Raw genomic sequence first — 22157 nt, 5'->3', positions numbered from 1 at the left:
TATTATTTAATTGATTGTGCCTAAATCTAAAGGTTAAGAAAATATTTTGTTCACAAAGGATACTTAGGAGTAATAGAGTAAAACAATGGAGATAATAAAAGTGAAATGATAAGGCACATGAAAATAGATTTGCAGATGGGCTTGTTATTTTTTTGATTGTGCCTAAGATACAAAAGTTTACAGGAGGTGAAATAAAGATGAAAAATTTAGAATATGAAATAGCATATTCTGATTTAGATGCTCAGAAACTAATAAGAGAGAAACGTTTATTTGATTTAAAAATAATAGCAGCATATATTAAAGAATATAAAAAGGGATTTAAGGTTAAGAATATTAGTAAAACTCATAAAAATGGAACAAAATTTACGTATGTAAAAATTAATAATGATGATGAGTTAGATGATTATAAAAGATTCTTAATTGAAATGATAAGGGAATATAATAATAAATATAATGAAAGAGTAACTATAGATGAGATAAGCTGATAATTTGATTATTTGTAAATTGGGGGTAACCACTAAAGTAATATGGTTACCTCTTTTGAATTTAATAGTAGGGAATATAAAAACTTATGCAATAATATAATTCACAATAATTCTAAATAATATGCAAATATATTAAATATATATTATACTTATATGGGAAATTAATTTGAAGAGAAAAAATATGATATAATTTACTAATTAGCAATAAGGCATATGAAAATAAATAATGAGTCCAAAATAGCCTTGCAAGTGGACTTGTTATTTATTTGATAGTGCCTAAGCAAACTCAAAAGAAGAAAGAGAGTGAAAAATAATAGTGAATACTAAGGAAAGAAGAAGAGGCATAATGCTAATACTTTTTGCAGCTATGCTATGGGGAGTATCAGGCACAGTTGCTCAATATTTATTTCAGCAAAAGGGCTTTAGTTCAGAATGGCTGGTAGATATTCGATTATTAGTATCAGGAATAATTTTATTATTATATGGTTCAATAAAAGATAAGGGAAAGATATATGAAGTTTGGAAGACAAAACATGGCCGCATTAATATTTTATTATTTGGTATTGTAGGCATGTTAAGTGTTCAATATACATATTTTGCTGCGATTAAATATGGAAATGCAGCAACAGCAACTATACTTCAATACTTATCACCAGTGATAATAACTTTATATTTAGCTGTTAGGATGAAAAAATGTCCAAGCCTACAGGAAATTACAGGGATTGCATTAGCGATGCTTGGGACATTCCTTATAATTACAAAAGGAAATATTCATAGCATAGCTATTTCTAAGACAGCATTATTTTGGGGAATCAGCTCTGCTTTTGCAGCAGCTTTTTATACAATTCAGCCTAAGTATTTATTGAAAAAGTTTGGTTCAACAAGTACTGTTGGATGGGGGATGATTATTGGAGGAATAGCTTTTGCTTTTGTCCACAGTCCTTGGAATTTTACAGGAGAATGGTCTATAGAATCAATATTAGCAGTTATATTTGTAGTTTTATTTGGAACTTTAATTGCATTTTATTGTTACTTGGAAAGTTTAAAATATGTACAACCAACAGATGCAAGTATATTATCTTCCGCTGAACCATTATCTGCCGCTCTTTTATCTGTATTATGGCTTAAGGTTTCTTTAGGAATAGCAGAGTGGATAGGAACCATATGTATTATAGTTACAATAATAATGTTATCTTTTGTAAAGACTAATAAGCAAAAGGAATAATGGAAGTTAGCAGGAGGATTTTATGGATAATAAGAAAATTCAGTATCATACTAATAGGATAGCTAAGTTTCTCGCAGTTAGGGATATTAATAATTTGGAATGCAAAGAACTAGAAAGAGCATTTGGAATAAAAAAAGTAGATATATTAGTTTTACTCGGAAATTCTATTCCACATACGATAGAGTGTGCAGTTAATGCTTATAAAAATAACTTATGTGATAAAATTTTAATTAATGGAGGAATAGGACATTCTACTGAGCTATTAAGAAATGAGATCAGGAAAGATAGTAAATTTAATTTCATAGATATTGAAAACAAAGCTGAAGCTGATATATTTTATGAAATCATGACTAAAATTTACAATGTGGATTCAGATAAAATTATTGTTGAAAATAAATCTACTAATTGTGGCGACAATGCAAAAAAAGCAGTAGAATTATTAAATGAGTTATCTATTTCATATAATTCTTTACTTTTAATTCAGGATCCTACTATGCAGCTTAGGACATTTGCATCATTCTTGAAATATGTAGATATAAAAAATGTAAAGATAATAAACTATTCTCCATTTATTCCGAGTATTAATTGTAATTTGATATTAAATAATAAAGATATCAAAGGTATTTGGGATGAACAAAGATATTTTGAACTTATTATGGGAGAAATACCACGATTAAAAGATGATGTTAATGGTTATGGACCTAATGGAAAAAATTTTATTGCACATATAGATATTCCGAAAGAAATTGAAGATGATTATAACGTATTAAAAAATTTGATTAATAATAATAAGTTTTCAGCAAGGTGTGAACTATAGAGCAGGAGGGATTTATTTTGGAAGAAAATATTAAAATAAAAGCTAAGGATACAAAGAAATATAAGTTTTTTAAGGAATGGGTAGTGCCAATAGTCTGTGCTTTAGCTATAGCATTTCTATTAAGAAAATTTGTGTTTTTTAATGTCTATGTACCAACAGGTTCAATGATTCCAACTATAAACAAAGATGATAAAGTATTAGTTACTAGAATAATGAGTCTTAATAGTTTAAAAAGAGGAGATATAATAGTGTTTGATTCTGATGAACTTGGAGAAACACTAGTAAAGAGATTAATAGGACTTCCAGGCGATAAAATAGATATAAAAAACGGAGAAGTGTTTGTAAATGGAAATAAATTAGAAGATGATTATGTAAAAAATAAAGATAAATATAATGGATCTTTTGAAGTACCAGAAGGAAAATATTTTTTCTTAGGTGATAATAGACCAGTATCAAATGATGCGAGATATTGGAAAAATCATTACATAGATGGATCAAAAATAGAAGGAAAAGCACAATTTATATTTTATCCATTTAATGATTTTGGAAAATTGAAATGATAAAATGCAGCTTAGATTAAGCTGCATTTTTCTTTTTATGCTAATCAGAGGAATAGAGATTAATGCATTAATATATTTAACAATAGTAGTATATATTATGTATTAATTATCATTTAAATCAATTAAAAAAGTAGCTTTTAAGATTATTATTTCATATTTTGTTGTATAGAAATAATTTTAAGAAGGAAGTCGGAAATATGTTAAAAACAATCTTAAAACCAATAGAAGTAATATTAAAAAGCAGAATAGAACAATCAGGATTAAAAGATGAATTTGCAAAATATCCAGAGTATGTTGCAAAAGCAAAAGAAATTTGGGATATGATAGATAAGGATTTTGGAATTTCAAATACAATAGAGAACATGTTGAAGATAAAAATAGATAAATTTGATGAAACATTAAATAAAAAATTTCCAGAATTGAAAAGTGAAGATATTACTAAATTAAAGGAAAGCATAATTGGTGAATTTAACGAAAATAAGGGAAAAGTATTAAATCAAGTTTATGCATTTAAAGAATTGCAAGATCTTTATACTAAAGTGCAGGAAGAAAACGAGAAACTTAAAGAGCAGTTAGGAAAGATTCAAGAAGTATTGCCTTCAAATGTTAATACGGAATCAATTAAAGATAAAAAGTAAAGCTTATTGTAATGTAGGAGGAATACAATAAGGTTTAAGGGGTGGAACAATTGATAAATTTTTGCATATATTATTCTTAGTATTATGAATTAGTGTAACAGTCTAGAGATGACTGTTATACTAACACTCTAATAATTTCATTGTAATCCTCCATAGCATTGCAGTAATCCTATTATTTAAATTGTAATGCAAACTTTTAAAATCTTCTTCATAATTTAGGATGGTAGACGACATCTGTTTGCTATCCTTAAATTTTTCTGCTAAATAAGAATTTATTGCAGCAAGGTTATAGTTTATATTAATTTAATTCTTTTTTTCTTTTATAAAATATAAAAAAATTTTAACAGGATCTACGGTAAGTTCTTTTGATAATTTTAAAATAAGATTAACATTTGGATTACAAAGAGAAGGGTGTTTCTCTAATTTTGACAAATATCCTTTGCTAATTCCTAAATTTCTGGCTAATTTTGACTGAGTAATTCTTTTTTCTTGCCGCGTTTCTTTTATCACATTTATCACCTCGTATTATCAAGCTCAAAAATGGTCGAAAGTTTCCTGGGAGTAAACTTTTTTTGTTGTATAATGTTTTTATAAGGGATAATCACTAAATATAGGTTTCTAGAGAAGCTTTAATTCATGTATTTTCTACAACAAGATTATTGTATAACTTTTTACTTGTCACTAATTAAGTTTTTTTGACAACAAAGTAAAAATAAGTTGTTATGATTACAAATTTAATTGTGTAACTTTACATACGGTTTTTAAGCATAATAAATTAAAATTATGAATTTATAAAAAAATTTTTAATTAAGAATTTATGAAATGTGATATTGTACAAGCTAAAGCATCAATGGAAAACAGCAATATACTGATTGTGCCTAAGACTTATCTGGAGAGTGAATAATGAAGGAGAATAGTAAGCTTGATGAATTAAGAGACGAATTGAACGAGATGATAAATAATAACTTGGATCCTAAAGAAATTTTAAAGTTAAGCCAAGAATTAGATGTTTATATAGTGGAAGAAATGAAAAAAGACTCCAAGATACTGAATGAATAATAAAATAAGAAGCAAATATATTTTTTATGCAATAATATATTTGCTTCTTATTTCTTTTAACAAGGGGAAAAATTATAATAATTATATTTTAATAGGAAATAATTAATATACAATCTATTAAATATGATATAATATTTAATATCACTTAATAAAGTGTTAACTAGTAGAAGATATATAACAACTTAGGAGGGAAACTATCAATATATGATAACTATAATAAATATTATCATTGCAATCTTACTTGTACTTATGAATGGTTTTTTTGTAGCAACAGAATTTGCAATGGTTAAGGTAAGAAAATCAAGGGTAGAAACACTAGCGCTAGAAGGAAGTAGAAATGCAAAGTATACTCTAAAGGTCGTTAAAGATTTAAACTCATATTTATCTGCATGTCAGTTGGGAATAACCTTAGCTTCATTAGGACTTGGTTGGATTGGAGAACCGGCAGTTTCAGAGGCACTTAGCCCATTGTTTAGTTTGTTAAACTTATCAGAGAATACTGTTCATTCAATTTCTTTTGTTTTAGGTTTTTCAATCATAACTGGACTTCATATTGTGCTTGGAGAACTCGCACCTAAGTCGTTAGCAATTATAAATACAGAAAGTATAGCAATGTTTACGGCTTTTCCGCTTATAGCATTTTATAGATTAACTTATCCAATAATGTGGACTTTTAACCATAGTACTAATTTAGTATTAAGAATATTTGGAATTTCACAAGTTGAAGAACATGAAGCAGCACATACAGATGAAGAAATAAAGCTTTTAGTAGAGGATAGCTACAAACATGGACTAATCGATCAAACAGAGTTAACTTTTGTAGATAACATATTTGATTTTTCAGAAAAAACTGTAAGAGAAATTATGATACCGCGTACTGATATGGCATGTATTTTTATTGAAGATACCTTTGATGAAATTATTGAATATGTCTTGAAAGAACAATTAACTAGATATCCAGTATGTAGAGACAGCAAAGATAATGTTATTGGTTTTATACATATTAAGGATTTATTTAAACTTAAATTTGAGGGTAATGAAAACATAGAAGAAATCATTAGAGAGATAAAATTTGTTCCAGAGTCATTATCAATCAGTGAATTATTTAAGACCTTTAAAAAAGAAAAAGCGCAAATGGCCATAATTATTGATGAATTTGGAGGAACCTCAGGACTAGTAACTACTGAAGATATTCTAGAAGAGATAGTTGGTGAGATTCAAGATGAATTTGATGATGATGTGGAAGAAGAGGTAAGAAAAAATGAAAACGGAAGCTATGTTGTAGATGGAAGAGTTCATATTGGAGATATTAATGAACTTTTAAATATAGAGATTGAAGTTGAAAACATTGATACTATTGGAGGATGGATTTATTCACAGTTAAAATCATATCCTAAGCCTAAGGAAAAGGTTTCTTATGAAGAGTATGAATTTATTATTTTAAAATGCGATAGAAAGAGAATAAGTCAGGTGCTAATTAAAAAGATAAGTGAGTAATAAAGAATTGACTTACTAATACAAAAAATATATAAATTAAAAAAATGATATTACTTTTGATTAAATTAAAATCAAAGTAATATCATTTTTTCATTTAAATATCTTCTATTGGCTGAAATACATATAGCTCACAATAATTATCCTTTGATCTTGAATTATCTATATATTCAAATCTAAAGGTATCTGCAAACTTATATCCTGATTTAAAAATCCATTTTCTATATAGTTGAACTAAAAGACGTCCCAAATGCCTAGCATTAAGATTGTCTGGGCAAAAGAAGCCAACAAAGCGGAATACGACATATTTATGCGCAGGGATAGATATACTTGTCATTCCTTCTGGAACAGAATTTAAATCTGATACCTGAGCACTTGGAACATAATATATAAAACCATCGCTGCTCCAATCTGTAAATCCAAAGTATTCTTCAGGATTGATTATGTTTTGAATTTTATCCTTATGATTATAAAAGAAATCTCTTCCATATATGTTTGCACTCTTATCACCAGATTTACTTAATATTTTGTGTTTAATTCCAATTAAATTGAATTTTTGTTTGAATACAAAATGAGGAGTATAGGTGATTGAGTCGCCTATGGATAAAATGTCATTAATATTGATTTTTTCTTTAAGTACTAAGCTAAGTGAAGAATTATCAGATCTCACTTTTACAGGAGTATGACCAAAACATTTTTTAAAAGCCCGAATATAAGATTGTTCATAATCAAAGCCATAGCTTAAGGCAATATCAATGATTCGCATACTTGTATTTATAAGTTCATTAATACTATTTGTTAATTTGCGTCCTTGAACATATTCAATGATAGATTCACCTGTTAACGATTTAAAAATCCTGTGTAGATAATACTTTGATAGTCCAGTATGAAGAGATATATCATCTAAAGTGATTTTATCATAAAGATTATCTTCAATATATTCTACGGTTTCAATAATAGTTTCTTTCAAGTCTTTCATAATTTAAACACCTTTTCTTAGAAATAATTGCAATAATAAAAAGCAACATCTGTTAATTTTAATGGATAATTTTAATTATAATTGTATTAAAGGCGATTATGTATTATTCGTTTTAATTCATTATATAGGATTATAGTTATTAATGTAAATACTATAAGATCTAAAAATATTTATAGACTTTATACATTTAGGAGGGTTTTACTATGAAAAGAAGAGTAGTAATCACAGGGATGGGATCTGTTTCATCTCTTGGAATAGGAGCAGATAAACTTTGGGAATCAATTAAAAGCGGGAAATGTGGAATCAGTGAAATTGAAAGAATAGATGTTTCCGATATACCAGCTAAAGTTGCAGCAGAAGTAAAAGACTTTAATCCAGAAGATTTTATGGATAAAAAGGAAGCTAGAAGAACTGATAGATTTGCACAATTTGCTTTAGCAGCAGCTAAATTAGCAGTCGAGGATTCAAAGCTTGATCTAGAGAAAGTAGATAGAGATAGGCTTGGAGTATTCATTGGAAGTGGTACAGGTGGAATTGAAACTGTAGAAAATCAATGTAATCAATTTTTAGAGAAAGGATATAAAAGAGTAAGTCCATTTTTAGTACCAATGATGATATGTAATATGGCTTCAGGATTAGTTGCTATAAAATTTGGAGCAAATGGGTATAATGAATGTACTGTAACAGCATGTGCTTCTTCAACTAATGCAATTGGAAATGCATTTAAGGTAATTCAAAGAAATGATGCAGATATTATGATAGCAGGAGGAGCAGAAGCATGTATCACAAGACTTACTATATCAGGTTTTTGTGCAAGTAAAGCTATGACAACAAACCCTGATCCTAAAACTGCTTGTAGACCGTTTGACACAGAAAGAAATGGTTTCGTAATGGGAGAAGGTTCAGGAATACTTATTCTTGAGGAACTTGAGCATGCGATAAGCAGAGGTGCTAATATAATAGCGGAAATTGTTGGATATGGCTGCACAAATGATGCATACCATATAACTGCACCATCAGAAGGTGGAGAAGGAGCTGCAAAATGTATGCAGAACGCAATTAAAGATGCAGATATAAATCCAGCAGACATTGGATATATAAATGCTCATGGAACTTCTACACCAGCAAATGATAAAACTGAGACAAAAGCTATAAAAACTGTTTTTGGAGACTATGCACATGAAGTTCCAATTAGTTCCACAAAGTCAATGACAGGACATTTACTAGGAGCTTCAGGGGCTATTGAGGCAATAATTGTAGCATCTTCAATTAAAGATGGCTTTATTCCTCCAACAATAAATTATAAGAATCCAGATCCTGAGTGCGATTTAAACTATGTGCCTAATGAAGGCAAAAAGTCAGAATTTACTTATGCTTTAAGCAATTCATTTGGATTCGGCGGACATAATGCATCAATTATTTTAAAAGCTTTTAATTAATAATTTAATATTTACTACACCAAAAATATGTTTTTGGTGTAGTTTTTGTTATAGAAAGTAAATAAGAATAATTAATGCTAGTACATAAATGTTAACATTTTTGGAGGTAAACATTATGAGTGAATATATTTTATATCAAATAGATTCATTTACAAAAGAAAAATTTACGGGTAATCCTGCTGGTGTAGTAACAAATGCTGATGGACTAACAGAGGAAGAAATGCAGAAGATAGCAAGAGAACTCAATAATTCAGAAACAGCGTTTATTTTTTCTTCAAATAATGAGGAATATGATGTTCATGTAAGGTTCTTCACTCCATTAAGCGAGGTGCCTATTTGCGGACACGCTACTATAGCTGCCCATTATGTCCGTGCTATTGAAAATAAACTAGATAAAGCAAGAGTTTACCAGAAGACAGGGGCTGGAATTTTGCCTGTTGATATAGTAAAAGAAAATAATGATTATAAGATAACCATGACTCAGGGAAAAATTGAGTTTGGAGATGTAATAGATGGTAATAATAAAGAGAGCCTTTTGGCAGCACTTAGTATAAGTGAAGTGGATTTAATAAAAAATTATCCTATTCAGATAGTTTCAACAGGACATTCTAAGGTTATGATTGGTATAAATAGCTTGGAACTACTAAATAGATTAAAACCTAAGTATGATGAACTTTCTAGATTAAGTAATATTATTAAGTGCAATGGATATTATGTTTTTACAACTGATCCTAAGGATAAAGATATCTTAGTGCATGGCAGAATGTTTGCACCAGCTATAGGAATTAACGAAGATCCAGTAACAGGTAATGCAAATGGGCCTTTAGGAGCATATCTTGTGCATCATAAATTAGTAGAACATGATAATTACTTATTTAAGTTTAAAGCTAAGCAGGGTGAAGCTATAAATCGTGCAGGAATTATTGAAGTTGAAGTAGCAATTGAAGAAAAAGAGCCAATAGAAGTTAAGATCTCTGGAAACGCTGTAATTGTATTTAAATCCAAAATAGTTCTGGATTAATATAAAAAATATAAATTTATGTCTTTACAAACCATCGAAATAAAATATATACTAAATGAATGCGGTATTTTTATAATGATCTCCTAAATTACGTTGCTCGTGTGTCTAAGCGTAAATGGGAATGCCATGACAAGAGGCTTATAGCATCTTGTATACGAGATATTTAAGAAAGGAAAATATAGTGACTTTAATAATATGCATGAAATAAGGCACATGAAAATAGGCTGGCAGATGGGCTTGTTATTTTTTGATTGTGCCTAAACTAATATTTAAATTAGTTACCCTCTTGATTGTGCTTAAGGTTAAAGGCATTATACAATGTAGTAATATGGATGTGAATTTAAAAGAAGAAAAAGAAGTATTATTTCAAAAGAAGAATTTAATACAAGAAGAACTAAAAGAGAAAAAAACAAAGTTTCAAGCAGTGGAAGAAAAACTTAACAGACTCAATAAAGAAATAAAGACATTTAGTGAAGAGAAAGTAGCTAATGAACTGATTTTTAAGCACTTAGGTGAGGATATAGAAAAGTATGAAGAATCATTAAATGAGCCTTATTTTGGAAGAGTTGATTTTAGGGAACATCGTGGATTTACAGAAAGTATTTACATTGGAAAGAAAGGGATAAACAGTAGTAAAGATGGCGAAGAGGTAGTTGTAGATTGGAGAGCACCGGTTGCTGATCTGTATTATAGTGGAACAGGTGGAGAAGCGTATTATACAGCTCCAAAGGGAGTTATTGAAGGTATACTCAAACTAAAAAGGAAATTTTTGTATAAGAATAATGATATAGAGCAGCTATTTGATGAAGGCTTAAATGAAATCATTATAAACGGAGGAGAAGGGCAAAACTTAGTTGATGAATTTTTAAAGATTAATCTTGAAGAGAATAGAGGAAAAAAACTCAAAGAAGTTGTTGCTACAATTCAAAAAGAACAAAATGAAATAATAAGATGGCCTAAGAACCTGCCTATAATAGTTCAAGGCTCAGCAGGGTCTGGAAAGACTACAATAGCATTACATAGATTGGCATACCTTATTTATAGATATAAAGAAAATATGAGCGGGAGTGAGATTTTAGTTTTAGCTCCTAATAAATTATTTCTAAACTACATCTCAGATATCCTTCCTAGCCTTGGAGCTGATGAGGTTAATCAAAGTACTTTTGAAGAACTCATTTTATCAAAGCTTAAATTAAAAGAAAAGATATTAAACAAAGATGAAAAGATAATGAAAATCATTGAAGAAAAGGATGAGCACACGAAAAAGCTCATAGTAAATTCAAGTAAGGTTAAAGGAACATTGGTGTTTAAAACCATGCTAGACAGATATATTTCATTGATTGAAAAGAATACTTTGAATATAGATGACATTAAAGTTAGAGATGAAATATTATTTGATAAAAAAGAGATAAAAAGATTATACTCTATGGATCTTAAAGCTTACCCAATAAATAAGAGAAAAAGTGAAATAAAGAAATATTTAAATTTAAAGATAAAGGGAAGAATTGAAACCCTGTTAATAGAGATAGACAACAAGTGGGAGAGGAAAATACGAGAAATCAGAAACGGGGAAAGAGATTCAGAAGAAAGACGGAAAAAGCTCATAAGTTTATATGAAGAACGAGATAAAATAAAAGAAAATATAAAAAGTAACAGTAAAAAGGAATTTAATAATTATTTTAAAGAATGGAAAGATGTGAATTCAAGGGATATATATTATAGCTTTTACAATGGTGATTTGTTTGAAGAAGCTACAGGGAATAAAATACCTAAAGTTCTAGCAGATTATATGAAAGAAGAATTCAATAACAACCATGAGAAGAATATAATTGATGAGGATGATTTGGCTGCTCTTGGTTATCTTAGAATCTTGCTTGAAGGAATAGATGAAAAAGAAAAATTTGAATATATCGTAGTCGATGAGGCTCAAGACTATAGTCCATTTCAAGTTTATTTAGTAAATAGTTTTGCTAAGGGGAACGCTTTAACCTTAGTTGGAGATTTAGCTCAGGGGATTTATTATTATAAGGGCTTAAAAACGTGGGGAGATATAACGGAAAGTGTTTTTGATGGGAATGCCACATATGTTCAGCTTACCCAAAGTTATAGATCAACTGTTGAAATAATAGATTTTGCTCAAAAAACATTAAATGCGCAAAATTTAGGACTTAAAGATGCAAAGCCGGTTTTAAGGCATGGAGCTAGACCAGAAATAGTGAAGGTTTCAAATGATGAAGAAGCTCTTTCTGCTATAGAAAATATAATAGAAAATGCAGTAGAACAAGGGAAGCGCACTATAGCAGTAATAACAAAGGATGGAGTGGAAGCAGCTAAAATATATAAGCTTCTAAAGAAGAGTAAGTATACCTTTGAATTAGTGGAAGGGAAAGAAAAAGAATTAAAGGAAGAGCTAATAGTAATTCCGTCATATATGACTAAAGGTTTAGAATTTGACTGTACAATAATATTAAATCCAAGCAAAGAAAATTATAAAGAGAATACTTTAGATGAAAGATTACTGTATGTTTCATTAACCAGAGCGCTACATTTAGAGTATATAATTGAAAAGGATGAAGCTACTACTTTAATTTAACAAACTTTATTAGAAAAATTTAATATTTTATAAAAAACTTCTGATTATTAATAATGTGAATTAGAAGTTTTTTTGTATTTCATTGATTAAATACAATTTTATAGTATATCTTTAATTTTATCATTTCTAGTATTAGCATACTTTGTAGAATTTTAATATATTTTTAGTGTAATATAAAGAGTATAAAATATTATTTTAATAAATAGTAACTTTTGGTGGCCGGATAAGTTCCGCTAATAAAGGAATTTTATAGTCTATCGTAAGCAATATACCGATGCTAAAATAAAAGTGCAATGAGGTGAGATCCATGATAAAAAAAAGGGAATTAAAAGTAATTAGTTTTTTGCTAGATAAAGATCATCATATTACAGGAGATGAGATATCAAATTTCATTGGGGTATCATCAAAAACTTTAAGAAGTTATATTAGAAATATTAATCAGGAACTAAAAAAAATAGATTCCCATATAGCTTGCATAAAAGGAAGAGGATATATATTAGAAATTAGTAATAGAAAAAGTTTTGATAATGAGCTTTTTAAACTATACGAGGAAGATATTAGCAGCAATAATTTTATACCAAGTACTCATGAAGGAAGAGTTATTTTCATTATTAAGAGATTATTACTTTTAGAACTAAAATATAGTAAAGGTATAACTCATAATGAATTATGCGATTTATTATTTATAGGTCTAACAACATTAAAAGCAGATCTAGTTGTAGTACGAAGAAAACTTAAAAGATTTCAAATCGAACTATTAAAAGATGGCATAAAAGGTGTGGCATTAAAGGGAAGTGAAGAAAACATAAGGAGCTGCATTAGTCATTACATTTTTAATCTCTATGAAAATGATATCATAAATCTCAATTCAATAGAAATGATTTTTGAAAAAAGCAGTATAGAAAAAATGGAATATATTCTGGTATGTGCTATTAAGAAAAACAATATAAGTATTACTGATATTAGTTTCTATAACTTGCTTATACATATTCTTATAGCAATAAAAAGAGTGAAAAATGAAAATACATTAGATAGGCCATTATTTGCAGATGAACTTAAAGAAACCTATGAGTATAAGGTTGCTAGAGAAATTGCTGACAATATATTTAAAGAAACAAAAGTCAAATTTCCAGAAGAGGAAATCTATTATATAACTCAACACTTGTGTACTAGAAAAATAATAAATGATAGTGGACAAAATAATCTTGATCTAAAAGACAAATATATAGCTATGGCTACTGAAATGCTTGATCATGTTGAGGAAGTAATAGGAATAGATTTTACAAAAGATAAATCCTTAATATGGAGTCTGGCAATACATTTGAAATCCGCAGTAACTAGGATAAAATACGATATGCATATAGTTAATGATATGCTTTCTGAAATAAAAAAGAATTATCCTTTTGCATACAAAATTTCATCTATTATAGCACAATATATTGAGCATATAATAAATAAACCTGTAAACGATGACGAGATTGGATTTATATGCCTTCATTTTGCAGCAGCCTTAGAAAGAATAAAGAATGGAAAAAGTAAAAATAAACTGAAAACTTTAATAGTATGTGCATCTGGCTTAGGTACTTCAATGATAATATCTGCAAAAATTAAAAGAGAGTTTGCAAGTAGTATAGAAATAGTAAAAATAATTCCTTTAAATGAGTTAGTACATGTAGCGGATAATAGCTATGATATTATTTTATCAACAATAAAAATTAACGTCAAAGAATATGGAATTGAAGATAAGAAGATAATGTATATATCACCAATATTTAAATCAAGCGATCTGTCCTTATTAAAGGAATTTATACAAGAAAATACAGAAGATAATTTGCTTAAATTTATAGAATTTACTGATGAAGATTTATTTTTCCCAGAGAAAAATTTAAATTCAAAAGAAGATATTCTTGATTTTATGCTAAATGAAATGGTGAAAAAAAGTTTTATAGAAGAACAGGACAAAGAATTTTTCTATAAGAGAGAAAACATATCTTCAACAGAGATTGGGAATCTAATATCAATTCCTCATGCAATTGATATTAACCCCCAAATAAGCAAAGTGTGCATTTTAATAAATAAAAGGCCGGTAAAATGGGAAGAAGAAAATGTAAGATTAGTAATGCTTATGAGTATAGAAAAAGAGCTATATATAGAATTTGAGAATATATTTGAAAACTTATATTCTGTATTAAGTGATGAAGAAAGTGTTTCTAAACTTATGAATGCAAAAAACTATAAGGATTTTATTAAGCTATTGAGGTGAAAAAATGGATATAACAGAAATGATAACAATAAACACAGTCGAATTTAATTTGAATTTAAAAACACAAGGAGAAGTATTAGAAAAAATTACAGACATTTTATTTAAAGACAATAGAATAGAGGATAAAAAGGAAACACTAAAAGGATATATCGATAGAGAAAATGAGTGTACAACTGGAATTGGATTTGGACTGGCTATCCCTCATTGCAAAGTAGAAAGCGTAATTAAGCCTACAATAGTTTGTTTGAAATTAAATCAAGCAATAGATTGGAACTCGCTGGATGAGGAGCCTGTTAATATTATCATAGGACTAGCTATACCAAAAAAGTATGAAGGAACATTGCATCTTGAGATTCTTGGAAAGCTAGCATCTAATCTAATGGAAGATGATTTTAAGCGTACATTGTTTAATATAAACGATAAAAATAAATTAGTTACATTTTTACAAGAGAATTTAATGAAAGTGGAGGAGTAATATTATGAAGATTGTGGGAGTTACATCATGCCCAACAGGAGTTGCGCATACTAATATGGCAGCAAAAGCTTTAACAAAATCAGGAGAAAAGTTAGGACATATAGTCAAAATTGAAAAGCAGGGTGCTTTAGGAATACAAAATAGATTGACTAAGCAGGAAATTGAGGAAGCAGATGTAGTGATATTTGCAGTAGAGCAAAAGGTACGAGAAGAGGAACGATTTGAAGGAAAAACAATATATAAGATACCTGTTGCTGCACCTATTAAAAATGGAGTAAAAGTTATAGAAGATGCTTTAGCATTAATTAAATAAAATGAGAGGTGGAATAAAAGATGAAAGAATTTTTAGCAAATCTTAAAAGACACGTATTAACAGGTGTATCTTATATGATTCCGTTCACTATTGCAGGAGCAGTAATAATGGGAATTGCTAGAGTAGGTGGGATGATATATGGTGTTACTGATATATGGGATGCCTCACATAAAACAGCGCAAGGACTTATACCTTTTTTTAATACATTAGATGGATTAGGAGGATTGGCTTTAGGATTGATGCTGCCGGTTTTTGCCGGATTTATAGCATATTCAATTGCTGATAGGCCAGGGCTTGTTGCAGGATTTGTCGGAGGAGTATTGGCAAATAATTTAGGTACAGGATTTTTAGGAGCACTAGCGGCAGGGCTTGTAGCAGGATATATAGTATCATTTTTAGCAGCTAATATTAAGTTACCTGAAAGTGCAAGTAGTATAATTCCGGTATTTATATTGCCAGTGTTTGGTACATTGTTTACAGTTTTGATAATGCAATATATTATAGGACAACCATTTTCAGCATTAAATAGCGCTTTAGTTCAATGGATGAGTGGTATGAGTACTGGAAGTAGTTCTTTAGTTTTGGCTTTAGTTGTAGGAGGAATGGTTGGATTTGATTTAGGCGGTCCGATTAACAAAGCAGCAGTTGTCACTGCTATGGCACTTATTTCAGAAAAATTATTTATTGCTAATACAGCGGCTCAAGTTGCAATTATAATTCCTACCCTAGGATATGGATTGGCAACATTTATAAGAAGGAAGAAATTCTCAAATGAATTAAGTGAAGCTGGAAAAGCGTCGTTCATAATGGGATTAGTAGGAATATCGGAAGGTGCAATTCCATTTACATTGGTAAATCCTATTAGAATGATACCTGTAAATGTTGTCGGATGTGCTGTAGGTGCGGCAATAGCTGTTTCACTTGGTGCAGTAAATTCAATTCCTATATCAGGTATATATGGATGGCTATTGGTTGAAAAATGGCCGGTATATGTTTTGGGTATATTAGTTGGAAGTTTGATTGTTGCAGTAGGAGCCATTATTTTTGGAAAAGGATTTGATTCAGATGATGTTGAAGGTGTAGTTTAAGAAAAATTATAAGAGGTTTTAGTGAAAACTATAACCTCTTTCTTAATATAAATTTCATTAAGTTATTATAGGAGAACATATGAATTTAAAAATTTTAAAAAACAGAATAATTATATTTGTACTAGGAATTATAATACTTACATTGGGAGTTTCACTTACAATTAAAGCTAATTTAGGAGCGGGATCCTGGGACTCTGTAAATGTTGGATTAAGTAATAAATTTTCTCTGTCAGTTGGGAGTTTTGGATTTATAATAGCTATAATAATGACTATTATAGCAGGGGGGTTAAGGAAAGGAAGATTTAACTTCTATACTTTGGCGACAGCATTTGTATTAAGCAGCTGCACTGACTTCTGGCTAATTGTTGTAAGCAAGATACAATTTAATAATGGATTAATTGAGAGATTAGTTTGCCTTCTAATAGGAATATTAATATTATCAGTAGGATTAGCTATATATTTAACACCAAATCTTGCACCAAATTCAATAGATGATTGTATGATGGCATTTAGACAAAGATTTAATTTAAGTGTTGGAGTGGCAAAATTTTTAGTTGATGTTTTGGGAATTATAATAGCGTTAATTGTATCAGGTCCAATAGGAATTGGAACTATAGCAATTACATTTTCAGTAGGACCGTTGGTTAATATTGCATTTAATAAGTTAAATGCAGTTCTGGGACCAATTAATTAAGTTTATATATGGAGGAATGTTATGGCAAAGATACATATAGTAAATCATACACATTGGGATAGAGAATGGTATTTCTCTACTATGGATGCATTAATACTTAGTGATCAAGTTTTTACTGAGATTTTGGATGAATTGGAAAATAATAATGAAGCTGATTTTTGTCTAGATGGGCAAGTATCAATACTAGAGGATTATTTATCAATTAGGCCAGAAAGATTAATACAAATAAAAAAGCTAGTTAGCCAAGGAAAGCTTTTTATAGGCCCATGGTATACTCAAACTGATGCGCAACTTGTATCAGGAGAATCTATTTTAAGAAATTTAAGTATTGGCATCAATGAAACCAATAAAATAGGCAAACATATGAGGGTAGGATATTTACCAGATACGTTTGGATTTAATGCTCAAATGCCAACCATTTTAAAAAGCTGTGGAATAGATAACATAGTTTTTTGGAGAGGAATAAATCTAGAAAAACAAGTTTCTTCACCATATTTTATTTGGAAAGGACTTAGTGATGAAGAAGTTTATGCAGTAAATCTTATTGATGGATATGGGAGCATTCCTAGATTATATACGGATAAAAGATTTCTTGAAAACAAACTCTTTAATTTATGTGAAAAAATAAAAGGTTTAACTAATTTAGATGAAATACTTATTCCAATAGGTAATGATCAGGTAGAAATTACTGTTGATTTAAACAAGAAAATTAGTGAAATTAATAAGATTAGTAAAGATCTATATATACAAAGTACTTATGAAGAATTTATAGATTACATTAAGAAAAATAATGATGTTCTTGAAAGATATGAAGGGGAATTTAGAGAACCAAAGACTGGACGAGTACATAAAACCATTGGTTCTGTACGGTATGATATAAAAGAAATGAATTTTCATATTGAAAGAATGCTTTTGAATAGGGTAGAGCCATTATATGCTATAGCTAAAGATCTTGGATTAAACATAAGTAAAAACTTAATAATAACTGCATGGAAAAAGCTTTTGGAAGGACAAGCTCATGATAGTATGGCTGGATGTATAACTGATAATGTTGCAGATGATGTATTATATAGAATGAAACAAGCAAAAGAAATAGGTGAAGGTTTAGAAAACTTAGTGAAAAAAAGAATAGCAGAAGGATTAAAACTTAATGAAAATGAAATAATTGTATTTAATACGTTACCATATAAATTCAATGGGTATAAAGTTATTGAATTTATAAGCAGGACAGCAGAAGTTAAAATAAGTGATGTAGAGAAATATAGTATTTTAGAAATTCATGAATTTGAAGGAAAAGATAATATACTTATTGAAGCGACAGAAGGCAATTATTATATTAATGAAGAAGGATACTATAAAATTACAGCATTAATTAAGACTGAATTGCCTTCAATGGGATATAAAGTATTTAATATAATAAATGGAGAAAGTATTAAAATAAAAGTAAGAGATGAATTAGAAATAAGAAACTCATATTATAGGATATTTGTAAAGAATGAAAAATTAAATATAGAATTAAAGAATGGTGAAATTATTGAAGATTTCATAACATTTGAGGATTGTGGAAATGATGGAGATACTTATGATTTTTCACCATTAAGAAATGATAGCTCTATATATTTCAAGGTGATTAAAGGTAGTAAAAAATTTAGTGACAATTTTTATAGTTTAGAGCTTGAAGGAGCTGTGTTATTACCAAAAGATCTTAGCTCAAGAATAAATAAAGAAGAGTTAGAGAAGATGTCAATAAAGTTAAAAATAACTTTAATTGAGGGTGAAGAATTTATAAGGTGTAAAGTAGAAATTAATAATAATATAAAAAGTCATAGGCTAAGAGCTATTATAAAATCTGAAATATTTGCTGATGAATCTATAGCCTCAGTGCCATTTGGTTATATAAAAAGGCCTATTTTAAATGGAACAATAGGGGATTGGAATAGTAGTTACTTAGAAATTCCAATTGATATAGAGATTTTTGAAGATACTGTATCAATAACAAATAATAGAAACACAATAAGCATATATTCAAGGGGGATAAAAGAATATCAAGTAATAGAAGATAAAATATATTTAACATTGTTTTCGACTACAAGCCAGCTAGGAAAACCTAATCTGGTTTACCGTCCAGGGAGGGCATCCGGGGATACAACAAAGCAAGGCCATGTTATGATAGAGACACCTAATGCAGAACAACTTGGAAAACGGGAATTTGAGTTTGCTGTTTCAATAAGAAACGAATTGTTTGACGAACACTTAGTAGAAAAAAGATATGAAAGGTACATATCACAAGAAGTTTATTATCAGCTACAAGAAATTAATAAATTTGTAAATAGGCTTGATAATAAAATACAGAATTTAAATAATAAATTATGTTTTGAAAGAGAATATAGTTTATTAGAACTAGATTCAAATTTATGTTTTAGTTCTATATCACCTTCATTAAAAGATGATTCTGTTCTATTAAGGTTAAAAAATTCCTCGGATAAGAAAATTAAAATGAATAGCACTAATTTCAGTAAATTTAAAAAATGGGAGTTGGTAAATACTATTGAAGATGTACTATCAAAAAAGGAGTTAACTATTTATCCATATAATATAATAACAATTAAGCTGTATTATAAATAGAATACAACATTAATAAAAATTTTATTTATATATTTTACTCTAAATTATTGATATAATCAGATAATTAAGGTGTACTAATATTCTATAATGTAAGTACACCTTGTAAATTATAAATATTTAATTTAGAAACTAGGTATTTGATATATTTGTTAAACTATTTATTTTTTAATATATTATGAGATTTTGAAAGAATGCTATGCATTTTTTTTATGTGATTTAAAAAATATATATAAATAAGATCAAATAAAGAGCAGAAAATTCCAATGATGAGAGCTAGCCTGTTTCCGTAGATGAAGCCGAATAAAATTGTAGGAGCTAAAGTCCCAATCCATTTATTAATAGCAATAACTAAATTTTGGCCTTTTAAATCATTTCGATGAACGAGCATATTGATGAATAGTATAGACATAATAAGATTTTGAAGAAAAGCTGAGTAGACTTGCCCAGAAGCTCCAAATTCTATGATAAAGAAATACTGAAGGACAAAGGACATAAGAAATATAATTAGAGTCCAAGGTATAAAATATTCTCTGTTACAGTAAGGTGGAAAATATTTAGTCCCGTAGAGCAGGTAAGTAAAAATAATAAAAATATCTAAAAAAAGCCATATGAAAGTAATCCATGTTTGAATGCTTGTATAATTATGATTTATTAAATTAAAATAGGAATATATAACTTCCCAGGAAAAGTTAAGAGCTAACGCAATAAACGGCATTCCATAAGTTTTTTCTTTGAAACCGGAAATAATCATTTTAATATAAACAATTGTCCAGCAAAAGCCACTTAATAATAATAAAAAAGTTACCATAAAAATTTTCCCCCCATAATTTCTATATATGTAAGCTAATTAAATGAATTCATAAATATCAACTCTAAATGTATATGATTTCTAGTGTAGATACACAAAAAAATCTGCTTTGAATAAACAAGTATTCCATATGTAAGGTAAGTTAGTAATTTGTTTATATATAAATGTAGTTATATATTAATACATTTACAATTCATATTATTATAGAATATTCAGTTATACCAGAAACTAGAATTGTTAGGGTAATAATTAGTAAAGTAAATTTTATATGAAGCTAAAAAAGAGGTGCAAAATTGTTATTAAACAATTTTACGCCTCTGTTTAAAGGGATTATATATAAATAGATAATTATTTTATAAAAGTAGTTTCAATAGTTTTCTTTAATTCTTTTTCTGTAGTTAATGGTTCAGTTGGATAACCTATTGCTATTCCAGCAGCAGGTACGAAACCTTCAGGTAAGTTTAATTCTTTTAGTAATTCTTCATTTTTAGAGATTGCATATGTGAAACCTAATAAGTATACACTTCCTAATCCCATATCAGTAGCAGCAAGAGACATATTCTCAATTATGCAAGATGCATTAGCCAATTCAACTGCAGGTGCCTTTTCATTTGGTTGTCCAGAAACAACTACAAGTGTAGGTGCAGCATAAAGTGGATTCATTTTAGGATTATTAAATGCTTCTCTAGTGATATTTGCGATTTTATCTAATATATTAGAATTTTGAATTACTGTTAGATGAAGTGATTTATAAGCACCCATTCCTACTGGTGCAGCATAACCAGCCTTTAAAATAATATCTAAGGCTTCATCACTGATTTGTTCTGATTTATAACTTCTAGTAGATTTACGTATTGCAATAGCTTTCATTAATTCCATATTAAGAAATCTCCTTTATTCTATAATTTATTCAAGTTAGGCATAAATAAGAAATAATAAATTTGATATGCAATATATATATATATATATTAGTTAGATAAGCAGCACTATTTTCGCAGTTTAGCTGCTTGTCTAACTAACTAAATAAAATAGAGATTAGAATTATGGCGCGCATACAAATGTATTATTTTGAATATGCTAAATAAACTTGGTATAATTATTATATCTACATAAAATTATATGGACAAGTACGCAGAATTTTATTATCAGGTATGATTTTTAATACCATGGAGGAGTTATAGATATGGCAAGTAATCAAGAACTGCAAAAATATTTAAAAGAACTTAGAGAGAGCAATGATACTAAGAAATGTGATGAGAATATACAATGCCCTGTAAAATACACCTTGGAAGTTATTGGAGGAAAGTGGAAACTTCGTATATTGATGCAATTATTAAAAAAAGATGTAGTACGTTTTAATGAACTGAAAAGGCTGATTGAAGGAATAACAAATACAATGTTGTCAAATTCTCTTCATGAACTGGAACAAGATGAATTGATTATTAGAAAACAATATAATGAAATGCCCTTAAGAGTTGAATATGAGCTGACTGATAAAGGGAAGAGTTTGCTGCCGTTACTTTATGAGCTATCCAGTTGGGGAAGAAGTCAAATGAATTGTAATTTAGAAGCCTGAAATTT

General features: G+C 28.7%; 21 protein-coding genes. 17 read left to right on the top strand and 4 right to left on the bottom strand.

All coding sequences use genetic code 11. The annotated features are described in order from the left end of the window. Positions 1-197 precede the first annotated feature (197 nt). From CDLVIII_RS23085 to CDLVIII_RS23065, 5 genes are all read left to right on the top strand, one after another. Positions 198-485, top strand: coding sequence for a hypothetical protein (locus tag CDLVIII_RS23085; RefSeq protein WP_009171891.1), 288 nt, complete (start codon positions 198-200; stop codon positions 483-485). A gap of 316 nt (positions 486-801) precedes the next feature. Beyond that, positions 802-1710: an EamA family transporter gene (locus CDLVIII_RS23080; protein WP_009171890.1), complete on the top strand. Its 909-nt coding sequence runs from the start codon at positions 802-804 to the stop codon at positions 1708-1710. 22 nt (positions 1711-1732) lie between these two features. Beyond that, entirely contained in the window at positions 1733-2527 is a 795-nt protein-coding gene (locus CDLVIII_RS23075; protein WP_009171889.1) for a YdcF family protein, read from the top strand. A 17-nt stretch (positions 2528-2544) separates the two neighbouring features. Next, positions 2545-3087: a signal peptidase I gene (gene lepB, locus CDLVIII_RS23070; RefSeq protein WP_009171888.1), complete on the top strand. Its 543-nt coding sequence runs from the start codon at positions 2545-2547 to the stop codon at positions 3085-3087. 197 nt (positions 3088-3284) lie between these two features. Continuing rightward, positions 3285-3725 (top strand): hypothetical protein, encoded by a 441-nt coding sequence (locus tag CDLVIII_RS23065; RefSeq protein WP_009171887.1) that lies wholly within the window; start codon positions 3285-3287, stop codon positions 3723-3725. Positions 3726-4028: 303 nt separating this feature from the next. Here CDLVIII_RS23065 and CDLVIII_RS23060 read toward each other — a convergent pair whose 3' ends face one another. Beyond that, on the bottom strand, positions 4029-4235 hold the full coding sequence (locus CDLVIII_RS23060; RefSeq protein WP_009171886.1) for a helix-turn-helix transcriptional regulator: 207 nt from the start codon (positions 4233-4235) through the stop codon (positions 4029-4031). Between the two features lie 393 nt (positions 4236-4628). Here CDLVIII_RS23060 and CDLVIII_RS30245 point away from each other — a divergent pair, with 393 nt between their 5' ends. Next, positions 4629-4784: a Spo0E family sporulation regulatory protein-aspartic acid phosphatase gene (locus CDLVIII_RS30245; RefSeq protein ID WP_009171885.1), complete on the top strand. Its 156-nt coding sequence runs from the start codon at positions 4629-4631 to the stop codon at positions 4782-4784. 204 nt (positions 4785-4988) lie between these two features. Then, positions 4989-6281, top strand: a complete 1293-nt coding sequence (locus tag CDLVIII_RS23055; RefSeq protein ID WP_009171884.1) for a hemolysin family protein — start codon at positions 4989-4991, stop codon at positions 6279-6281. Positions 6282-6375: 94 nt separating this feature from the next. Here CDLVIII_RS23055 and CDLVIII_RS23050 read toward each other — a convergent pair whose 3' ends face one another. Further along, complete coding sequence (locus CDLVIII_RS23050; RefSeq protein WP_009171883.1) at positions 6376-7257, bottom strand: helix-turn-helix domain-containing protein; 882 nt, start codon at positions 7255-7257, stop codon at positions 6376-6378. Positions 7258-7460: 203 nt separating this feature from the next. Between CDLVIII_RS23050 and fabF the strand changes: the two genes are divergently transcribed. The 9 genes from fabF (at position 7461) to CDLVIII_RS23005 (ending at position 19768) form a co-directional block, all read left to right on the top strand. Beyond that, positions 7461-8696, top strand: a complete 1236-nt coding sequence (gene fabF / locus CDLVIII_RS23045; protein ID WP_009171882.1) for a beta-ketoacyl-ACP synthase II — start codon at positions 7461-7463, stop codon at positions 8694-8696. 112 nt (positions 8697-8808) lie between these two features. Further along, positions 8809-9717: a PhzF family isomerase gene (locus CDLVIII_RS23040; RefSeq protein WP_035302533.1), complete on the top strand. Its 909-nt coding sequence runs from the start codon at positions 8809-8811 to the stop codon at positions 9715-9717. A gap of 328 nt (positions 9718-10045) precedes the next feature. After that, a complete protein-coding gene (helD, locus tag CDLVIII_RS23035) occupies positions 10046-12310 on the top strand; it encodes an RNA polymerase recycling motor HelD (RefSeq protein WP_035302530.1) in 2265 nt (754 codons plus the stop codon). A 307-nt stretch (positions 12311-12617) separates the two neighbouring features. Beyond that, positions 12618-14573, top strand: a complete 1956-nt coding sequence (locus tag CDLVIII_RS23030) for a BglG family transcription antiterminator (protein ID WP_009171879.1) — start codon at positions 12618-12620, stop codon at positions 14571-14573. A 4-nt stretch (positions 14574-14577) separates the two neighbouring features. Then, on the top strand, positions 14578-15048 hold the full coding sequence (locus CDLVIII_RS23025; RefSeq protein WP_009171878.1) for a fructose PTS transporter subunit IIA: 471 nt from the start codon (positions 14578-14580) through the stop codon (positions 15046-15048). A gap of 4 nt (positions 15049-15052) precedes the next feature. Further along, entirely contained in the window at positions 15053-15361 is a 309-nt protein-coding gene (locus CDLVIII_RS23020) for a PTS fructose transporter subunit IIB (protein ID WP_009171877.1), read from the top strand. 20 nt (positions 15362-15381) lie between these two features. Then, the gene (locus tag CDLVIII_RS23015; protein WP_009171876.1) at positions 15382-16449 is read left to right on the top strand and encodes a PTS fructose transporter subunit IIC; all 1068 of its coding nucleotides are present in this window, start codon (positions 15382-15384) and stop codon (positions 16447-16449) included. Positions 16450-16528: 79 nt separating this feature from the next. Continuing rightward, on the top strand, positions 16529-17143 hold the full coding sequence (locus CDLVIII_RS23010; protein ID WP_009171875.1) for a YitT family protein: 615 nt from the start codon (positions 16529-16531) through the stop codon (positions 17141-17143). A 21-nt stretch (positions 17144-17164) separates the two neighbouring features. After that, positions 17165-19768, top strand: coding sequence for a glycosyl hydrolase-related protein (locus CDLVIII_RS23005; protein WP_009171874.1), 2604 nt, complete (start codon positions 17165-17167; stop codon positions 19766-19768). Between the two features lie 154 nt (positions 19769-19922). On the opposite strand, the gene CDLVIII_RS23000 is transcribed toward CDLVIII_RS23005, so the two are convergent. Together CDLVIII_RS23000 and CDLVIII_RS22995 are read right to left on the bottom strand one after the other, a co-directional pair. Then, entirely contained in the window at positions 19923-20576 is a 654-nt protein-coding gene (locus CDLVIII_RS23000; protein WP_009171873.1) for a hypothetical protein, read from the bottom strand. A gap of 348 nt (positions 20577-20924) precedes the next feature. Next, complete coding sequence (locus tag CDLVIII_RS22995; RefSeq protein ID WP_009171872.1) at positions 20925-21455, bottom strand: nitroreductase family protein; 531 nt, start codon at positions 21453-21455, stop codon at positions 20925-20927. A 304-nt stretch (positions 21456-21759) separates the two neighbouring features. Here CDLVIII_RS22995 and CDLVIII_RS22990 point away from each other — a divergent pair, with 304 nt between their 5' ends. Further along, positions 21760-22152: a helix-turn-helix domain-containing protein gene (locus CDLVIII_RS22990; protein WP_009171871.1), complete on the top strand. Its 393-nt coding sequence runs from the start codon at positions 21760-21762 to the stop codon at positions 22150-22152. Positions 22153-22157: the final 5 nt, after the last annotated feature.

Source organism: Clostridium sp. DL-VIII (assembly GCF_000230835.1).
Lineage (GTDB): Bacteria > Bacillota > Clostridia > Clostridiales > Clostridiaceae > Clostridium.
This window is presented reverse-complemented; position numbering and strand designations above follow the sequence as displayed.